The organism is Cloacibacillus sp. (genome assembly GCF_020860125.1).
Taxonomy (GTDB): Bacteria; Synergistota; Synergistia; order Synergistales; family Synergistaceae; genus Cloacibacillus.
Genome location: NZ_JAJBUX010000025.1, coordinates 1 through 2,589 on the forward strand (window position 1 = coordinate 1; position 2,589 = coordinate 2,589).

At 55.2% G+C, this 2,589-nt stretch carries 3 protein-coding genes; all 3 read left to right on the plus strand.

The window, feature by feature from the left end; genetic code table 11:
* Window positions 1-190: 190 nt before the first annotated feature.
* The 3 genes from LIO98_RS03505 to LIO98_RS03515 all read left to right on the plus strand — a co-directional run bounded on the left by LIO98_RS03505 (window position 191) and on the right by LIO98_RS03515 (window position 2,550).
* Entirely contained in the window at window positions 191-1,174 is a 984-nt protein-coding gene (locus LIO98_RS03505; RefSeq protein ID WP_291953400.1) for a tripartite tricarboxylate transporter substrate binding protein, read from the plus strand.
* A 69-nt stretch (window positions 1,175-1,243) separates the two neighbouring features.
* Window positions 1,244-1,684: a tripartite tricarboxylate transporter TctB family protein gene (locus tag LIO98_RS03510; protein ID WP_291953402.1), complete on the plus strand. Its 441-nt coding sequence runs from the start codon at window positions 1,244-1,246 to the stop codon at window positions 1,682-1,684.
* A 14-nt stretch (window positions 1,685-1,698) separates the two neighbouring features.
* Window positions 1,699-2,550: a tripartite tricarboxylate transporter permease gene (locus LIO98_RS03515; RefSeq protein ID WP_291953404.1), complete on the plus strand. Its 852-nt coding sequence runs from the start codon at window positions 1,699-1,701 to the stop codon at window positions 2,548-2,550.
* Window positions 2,551-2,589 lie beyond the last annotated feature (39 nt).

A 2,589-nucleotide genomic window follows, 5' to 3' on the forward strand; every position in this document is an offset into this window, starting at 1 on the left:
TCCCCCTTGTCCTATCTTCCAACTTATATGATAAGTAAATACTAACATAAAAAACCAAATATTCGCCCGTCGTAAAATATGAGAAATTTTTGTTTTTCAATATTGACTTTCCGCTCCGTAGGGACATTATATAGCTACCGAGGATACATGGATACATGGATACACAAATTTTTGTAGGAGGAATTATCTCATGAAGCGCTCAGCATTAGTATCGGCTTTGGCAGCATTGTTTATTGCCGCGTTTGTATTTACTGCGGCAGCGGCGGATTATCCGTCGAGGCCCTTTGAGTTTCTTGCTCCGGCCGGCGCCGGCGGCGGTTGGGATACGACGATAAGAATGGTAGGCAAGACGCTTGGCGACTTGAAGATCATCACCCAGCCGATGCCGGTTACCAACAAGCCAGGTGGCGGCGGCGCGGTCAACCTCGCCTATATGCAGAAGAAGAAGGGCAATCCCTACACGATCACCGTTTATTCGCCGCCCATTCTTCTCATCAACCTCACGGGGCAGACGAAGCTCGGTTATAAGAACCTGACCCCCATCGCGATGCTGATCAACGATTTCGGCGCTTACGCGGTGCCGAAGGATTCAAAGTTCAACAGCATGAAAGAGGTCATCGAGGCGATCAAGAAGGACCCCAAGAGCGTCAAGGTCGGTGGAACGAGCTCGGCGGGAAGCATGGATCATCTGCAGTTCCTGCAGGCGGCGCGCGCCGCGGGCGTAAAGAATCTTAAGGAGATTCCCTATATCTCCCTCCAGGAGGGAAGCATGGCCTCGCTGATGGGCGGCCATATCGACCTTCTATCGGCCGGCATGGCGGAGACGGTGGGCGCGCTGGAGGCCGGAGACATCAAGGTGCTTGCGGTGAGCTCGCCCACGCGCATCAAGTCCGGCCCGCTCAGCAAGGTGCCGACTCTTAAAGAGAGCGGAATTGACACGGTGTTCATCAACTGGCGCGGGATCTTCGGCACTCCCGGCATGGGTAAGGCGGAGCGCGATTACATGACAAACGCGCTGAAAAAGATGTCGGAGAGCAAAGAATGGAAAGACGTCTGCCTTAAGAACGGCTGGGAGGCGGTCTATATGAACGCCGATGAATTTACGAAATTCCTTGACAAGACCAATGAAGAGTACAAGGTCATCCTTGGAGAGATCGGTTTCTTAAAACAGTAGCGAAAGATAATTTGAATATCGGCGGCGGGGGCGACCCAGCCGCCGGTTTAACGTAAGGGGTGGATTTTTATGAATGCGGATATTATCGTCGGCCTTTTTTCTGTCGTCTTCAGCATCGCCTATGTGGTTGCGGCCTGGCTGCTGCCCGCCGCGTCGATAGGCGACCCGATGGCACCGAAGTATTTCCCTCTGGTCGTCGGCACGATGGGGACAATCTTTTCCGTGATGCTTTTATATCGCGGCGCCAAGCGCGGCCATGTCGCAAAGGCGGGCAAAACGCCCGACCAGGGCCATTGGGTGCTGATCGGCGGCCTCATCGTCTGCTGTCTCGCCTATGCGGCGATCCTTGAGACTGCCGGCTTCCTTATCAGCACGCCGCTCTTTCTCGGGGCGATGCTATTTCTGATAAACGGCGTCAGGGGCTGGAAGGTCAATATTTTGACGGCGCTCTGTTTTTCTTTAGGCATCTGGTATGTCTTTGACAGAATATTTCAGATCACTCTGCCCTAGGGAAGGGATTTAAGATGGAAACTATAAATCTGCTGTTATCTGGCTTTGCCAACGCGCTTACCCCGCTCAACTTTGTTTGGCTCTTCGCCGGTTCCGCGCTGGGCACGGTGCTGGGAATGCTTCCCGGTCTGGGGCCGACCACCGGCATCGCCCTTCTGATGCCGCTCACCTTCACGATGGCTCCGGACACCGCCCTGGTCACGATGTGCGCCATATACTACGGCGCGATGTTCGGCGGTTCGCGCAGCTCTATCCTGCTTAACATTCCCGGAGACGGCGCGTCCGTCACCTCCTGCTTTGACGGTTACCCGATGTCTACCTCCGGCCATGCCGAGGAGGCGCTGGCGATATCGGCGATCGCCTCATTTATCGGAGGCCTGATCGCGACCATCGCCTTTGTGGCGATCGCCGTCCCCGTCGCGCGTTTCGCGCTTAAATTCGGGCCGCCGGAATATTTTATGCTGATGTGCTTCGCGCTTGCCGCGACCGCCGCGATATCTAAGGAGGCGATGCTCAAGGGGCTGCTTTCGATGTGTCTCGGGCTGATGATCGCCACGGTCGGCATCGACCCGCAGTCCGGAGCCATCCGCTTCACCTTCGGAGTCACGGCACTGCAGACGGGAATAGATTTTGTCGTCGTCATCATCGGCGTCTATGGGCTCGGAGAGGTATTCCATAACATGGATCATATACGCTCCGATACGGCGGTCAAGGTACAGTCGAAGTTCGGCCGGATCTGGGTATCGATGGCGCAGTTCAAGCGCTGCTGGTGGCCGATGATCCGCCAGACCCCAATCGGTTTTATCATCGGGGTGCTGCCGGGAGCGGGCGCGACGATCGCCGCGCTGATGGCCTATAATAATTAGAAAAAGCTCTCTAAAAAACAGGAGAACTTCGGGAAAGGT

Bases quoted from the DNA above. Each gene is read 5' to 3' on its own strand.
- LIO98_RS03510 (WP_291953402.1), top strand. From the start codon at position 1,244: ATGAATGCGGATATTATCGTCGGCCTTTTTTCTGTCGTCTTCAGCATC.
- LIO98_RS03515 (WP_291953404.1), top strand. From the start codon at position 1,699: ATGGAAACTATAAATCTGCTGTTATCTGGCTTTGCCAACGCGCTTACC.
- LIO98_RS03505 (WP_291953400.1), top strand. From the start codon at position 191: ATGAAGCGCTCAGCATTAGTATCGGCTTTGGCAGCATTGTTTATTGCC.